The organism is Petrachloros mirabilis, from assembly GCF_975968855.1.
The window spans coordinates 1-5187 of the sequence record NZ_CDLUDY010000185.1 but is presented as its reverse complement, the minus strand read 5'-3'; the positions used below and the strand labels follow the sequence as shown (position 1 = coordinate 5187).

General features: G+C 53.7%; 5 protein-coding genes. All 5 read left to right on the top strand.

The window, feature by feature from the left end; genetic code table 11:
- The coding region (locus ACWVCN_RS07505; protein WP_455244944.1) for an ethylbenzene dehydrogenase-related protein at positions 1 to 857 on the top strand (857 nt) is incomplete at its 5' end.
- Positions 858 to 1105: 248 nt separating this feature from the next.
- A complete protein-coding gene (locus ACWVCN_RS07500) occupies positions 1106 to 2887 on the top strand; it encodes a B12-binding domain-containing radical SAM protein (protein WP_455244943.1) in 1782 nt (593 codons plus the stop codon).
- A gap of 78 nt (positions 2888 to 2965) precedes the next feature.
- Positions 2966 to 4087 carry a hypothetical protein gene (locus ACWVCN_RS07495; protein ID WP_455244942.1) on the top strand — a complete coding sequence of 374 codons (1122 nt, stop codon included), beginning with the start codon at positions 2966 to 2968 and terminating at the stop codon, positions 4085 to 4087.
- A 34-nt stretch (positions 4088 to 4121) separates the two neighbouring features.
- Positions 4122 to 4931 carry a tetratricopeptide repeat protein gene (locus ACWVCN_RS07490; protein ID WP_455244941.1) on the top strand — a complete coding sequence of 270 codons (810 nt, stop codon included), beginning with the start codon at positions 4122 to 4124 and terminating at the stop codon, positions 4929 to 4931.
- Between the two features lie 24 nt (positions 4932 to 4955).
- On the top strand, positions 4956 to 5187 hold a 232-nt coding region (gene tatA / locus ACWVCN_RS07485), incomplete at its 3' end, for a twin-arginine translocase TatA/TatE family subunit (RefSeq protein WP_455244940.1).

Genomic DNA, 5187 nt, shown 5'->3' with positions numbered 1-5187 from the left:
TGGCCGTCAGTCAGCCGGTGACCATCCCGGCGAAAGCGGTCAAGGGTCCCATCCCGATGGATGGGGCGAACCCGATTTGGGAAGCTGTGCCTGGTGTAATCGTTCCGCTGAGTGGTCAGTTGATCACTACGCCGATGCACCCGAATATTTCGGTCAAGTCGGTGTTCGTAAAGGCCATGACGAATGGCAAGGAAATCGGCCTGCGCGTGGAGTGGACCGATCAGACGAAGAACGATACGACGATCGGACCACAGGACTTCAGAGATCAGGCTGCGATCATGTTCCCAGTCAATACGTCTGGGGCGCCGCCGTTCCAGTGTATGGGTCAGTCCGGTGGAACGACCAACATTTGGCGGTGGAACGCGGAGTGGCAAAAGGATATGGGTAAGGACGTCGCGGGGATGTGGGATGTGGACGACCAATATCCCGGCATTTTCTGGGACTACTACTTTGAAGAGCCGGCTGGCGGTGTGACCTATCCGGACCGGATCGGTCGCAGCCTCGGACCCTTCAACCCAGGCATTTGGTCGGGTAATATTTTGTCCGATCCGACGCTCCGCGTGAGCTCGGTCGAGGATCTGAACGCGAACGGCTTCAGCACCCTCACCACTCAGGCTCACCAGGATGTGCTTGGTAACGGCGTATGGGAACCATCAGGGGCGACAAAGGGTGGTGGATATTCCGGTCCAACCTGGCGTGTGGTCGTGAAGCGCGCTCTCGAGACCGGCGATGCCAACGATACCCAGTTCAAGGGCGGGATGTCCGTGCCCATCGCCTTTGCAGTGTGGGATGGTTCGAATGTCGAACGTAACGGTATGAAGGCCCTCTCCACCTGGTTCACGCTCAAGCTTCCGTAAGCTGAACGAGGTCGAGAGACCGTGTCCCACTCGCGAGAGTGGAACATGACAAGCTGAAGAAAGCCCCAGTTCACAGGAACTGGGGCTTTTCTTTTTCGGATATCCTGGCAGGGTCACGTCTTTCCAGGTTCAAATGTATTATGCAAGGGGGCGCAGGGTTGCATTTCCGGAACAGCGGAGTGTATAAGACCAGAGTGGGCTTTATGCATTTTGTCTTTATTTTTCAATTCTATCTGTAGCAGGAAACCATGAAAGTTTCTTTGCTGTTTCCCCCCACATGGCATCCATCTCAGCCGTATTTAAGCCTCCCATCCCTGACAGGTTTCCTTGCGCAAGCAGGTGTGACGAATGTGGCACAACGCGATCTTGGCATCGAACTGCTCGACCAAGTCTTGACCCAGTCATACGGAGCTGGGCTGTATCAGGAATTGATCGATAAGCAGAGGCAACTGGAACGGGAACGAACCGGTGATACTGGACCCGGCAGTGCCGAGCATCTTGCCCGCGTGACGGAATCACTTGATCGGTTTGCGTACTTGATCGATCGCATTGAGCCTGCCAAAGAGACGCTTCGAGGGGAGGGTTTCTATGATATGGAAGCCTACCGAGAGAGCCTCTTTCTTATCGACAAATGGCTCGAAGTGTTGTCGTCCGTCTATTTCCCTACCAGACTGACGGTTGTGGACAACCAGTTCAGTACGTACTCGATCTATTCCTCGAAAGACTTAATGAAGGTCATTCGGGATGAGGCGCAGAACCCGTATATCAGGCTGTTCCGTGAGGGGTTCCTCCCTTCCATAGTGGCCGAACATCCTGAGCTCATCGGGGTATCGATAACAGCCACGTCGCAAATCATTCCAGGCCTGACTCTCTGCCGGTTGATAAAGGAAGCTGCGCCGGACATTCACGTGACGGTCGGCGGCAGCATCTTTACCCGTTTGGTTGACAACCTGCGCCGATGTCCCAACCTGTTCGATTTGACCGACGACATCGTCGTGTTCGAAGGTGAAACGGCCCTCCTGGAACTTGTCAACCAGCTGGCAGGAAAGAAGGATCTTAGTAAGGTCCCGAATCTGATCTATCGCCAGAACGGGAAAATCATCGTCAATCAGCCTTTCTACTCGGAGAATGTCAATCAGCTGCCTGCCCCCAATTACGATGGATTCCCGCTGGGGAACTATCTGTCGCCAGAGCCGGTGCTTCCGGTGCAATTTTCTCGGGGCTGTTACTATAAGGACTGTGCGTTTTGTGCCTTGACGCTCGATCACCAGAACTTCCGTCAGAAAGAGCCAGGTCGGACGATCGAAGAATTGGAGTGGCTCAAGCAGCGATATGGAGTCAGGAACTTTTTCTTTACCGACGAATGCTTCGCCTTGTCTCCAACGAAGCGGCTGTGCCAGCAGATGATCGATCGCCGCATGGACGTCCGTTGGACCTGTGAGATGCGGTTCGAGAAAAATCTGACGAAAGAGTTGCTGACTTCCATGCGGGATGCCGGTTGTTTGAAGATCGTCTTCGGGTTGGAATCGTTCAATCAACGGATCATGGATTTCATGAAGAAGGGGATCCAGCAGGAGTGGGTCAGGCGTATCGCCAATGACTGCGTCGATCTCGGCATTGCGGTCCATTGCTACATCATCGTGGGATTCCCGACCGAGAAGGAAGAAGAAGCTCTGGAAACAATGAACTTCGTAGTTGAGAACAAGAAATTGAATGAATCGTACGGATTCTCCTGTCAGCCCTGCCTGTTTGATTTAGAGAAGGAAGCTCCCATCATGAGCGATCCTGGAGGATACGGCGTCCGTCGTATCATGCGGCCGTCTGCGGAGGATTTGAGCCTCGGGTTCTTCTATGAGGTGCAGGAAGGGATGACGCCGGAGCAGGCAGAGCGGCTGTATCAGTATATCTACGAAAAGATCAGCGAAGTCGTCTGTGAGCTTCCCTTCAACTATTCGATGGCCGATGGGCTGCTCTACATCGCAAGAGCCAAGGAAGAGGAGCGCCGAGCAGTTCCGGCAGCCCGCTCGTAGAGACCTTAGCCTGTTCCACGTTGACCGGATTTTTCGGCAGTCTGTATAATCCGCAATTCGTGAAGGAGAGAAGATAGCGTGCTCGCACCGGGAATGACCATGGAACGGATAACAGGTAAGCTGAGTGATCAGCCGCTCTTGTTCCAGTATACGATCAAGCTGGTGCTGCTGGTCGCCTTTCTCGAGTTGATCCTCTACCGGCTGGTGTCGCGGTTGGGTATGCATTTAAGCAAACTTGCCGCAGACCATCAGTGGATCATTCCGACATTTACGGCCTTAACTGAAATCGGGCAGTGGCTGCTGAATGTGGTGGCGATTCTCCTCTTTTTAGGCCTCACCGTCAGCATGGTTAATCGATTGGCCGCAGGGGGGTTCTCCGGCTTGAATCGCTTCATCATTCCCTGCGTGGCGTTGCTCATGCTTCTCACGATCGGTTTTCTCTTTATGCCGCCCACGATGCTAGGAGCCGGCATTTACAACACGGTGGCATTAGTCGCGATCGCGCTCTTGATGACAGAATATCTGTCCTCGCATCAGGAATGGTCACACAGGATCCTGGGCTTTTCTTATCTGTTCGGGATTTCAGGATGGCTGTACTACCAGATCGTCTCAACCTTCTATAGCGTCGCCGGCACGGTGGCTGCTCCGCCGATGGTTTATGAAGCCCATCGCGGAGGCGAAGCGTTGATGGTGTTGGCCAGCATCCTCGTCTTCTGGGCCTACGGACGCGGCGTCTCGTTCCGATCGCGGAACCAAACCCAGCGCCGTCGGGCCATCTGGTTTTGGGGGACCGCAGGTGTGATATTCGTCACAATGTTTTTCCTCGATTATATTCTGAACCGGTTTGATCCCGTGATGGCGAACAACGTGCGCAAAGGTGCGGATGGTATTGGGTGGATCTTCCAGTTTGGTATGGGGTATACATTCTATTTGCCGTTCGCGCTCTATATGGCGGGACTCATCTGCTGGTCTTACACCGTTATCAAGCTTCTGACGATGGGCCGGGTGGCGGGGTATGGTCTGGGTCTCATGTTCATCGCCGGCTACGCGCTGCTCTATTCCAATCTGACGTTAATGGTCGTATTGGGTGTCATGTTGCTCACAATGGATCGTACCCGGCACGAAGCCTCGGAATCTGTTTCAACTTCGAATACGCCCATAATGGGGACGCAGGATTCACTGGTCGGCGGACATGTCTAACGAATAATTTTTGCTATAGCTATAGGATGGGGTTATGAACGAAACGACAACTTCAAATCCAGAACAGGGTGGTGCAGCTGTTGATCCTGGCGATCAACCCTTGAATCCGGACGAAGAAATCGCCGAAATCGAAAAACTTCTGGCGGCTGAGCCGGACGATTTTCAGGCGCGCTGCCGTTTGGGTGAGCTGTACTTCAGCAAGGGACGCCTCGACGACGCATTGGTCGAGGTCAAGAAATCGATCGAAATGGCTGAAGGGCTCCGGGCGGAAATGAACCGCTCGCTGGCTATGTACTATTCGAATCTTGGCACGATCTACGCCACGAAGAACATGTCGGACGAAGCGGAGACCGAATTCAAGCACGCGCTTGACGTCTTCCAATACGATGTCTTGGCACTGTTCAACCTCGGCCGGCTCTGTTCGGACAAAAAAAAGTACATGGATGCCAAAGGATACTACGAGCGCCTGGTCGAGATCACACCGGATGACCCTATCGCCTGGTACAACCTTGCAGGAGTCTACGTGGAACTCGATAATCCTCAGGTCTCCGACTACAACACGATCGACATGGCGATCCAGTGCTATTTGCGAACGCTCGAATTGGATCCCAAGCATTTAGATGCCAGTTTCAAGCTTATGGAGCTGGCGCTAAACCACAAGAAAACCGATTTGGCATTGAAGGTGATGGAAGGCGCCGTCGAGCAGAATCCCGACGAACCGTTGGCCTACTACAACCTCATCAGTCTGTATGACAAGTGCAAGATGTTCGAGCAGGCGGAGCAGGCTAGACAGCGGTTGAAGGAGCGGTTCGCCAAGCGGAGTAAAGACAGTAACGCATCCTGATTCACCCATACGGAGGAACACACCATGTTTGGGAGTCTTGGTTTTACAGAGCTCATCCTAATTCTCTTCATCGTGTTGATCATCTTCGGCGCGGGCAAATTGCCGCAGTTGGGAGAAGGGCTCGGCAAAGCCATCAAGGGCTTCAAGAAGTCCGTCCACGAAGCGGAAGCGATCGAGGCCGAAGCTGACGCACAGCAGCAACCGCAACCGCAGCAGACGGCTCAGTCACAACAGGCCATTCAGGCGGCGCCAGCAC

Excerpts from the sequence above, each read along its gene's own strand:
- ACWVCN_RS07490 (WP_455244941.1), top strand. The coding sequence starts at position 4,122 with ATGAACGAAACGACAACTTCAAATCCAGAACAGGGTGGTGCAGCTGTT.
- ACWVCN_RS07500 (WP_455244943.1), top strand. The coding sequence starts at position 1,106 with ATGAAAGTTTCTTTGCTGTTTCCCCCCACATGGCATCCATCTCAGCCG.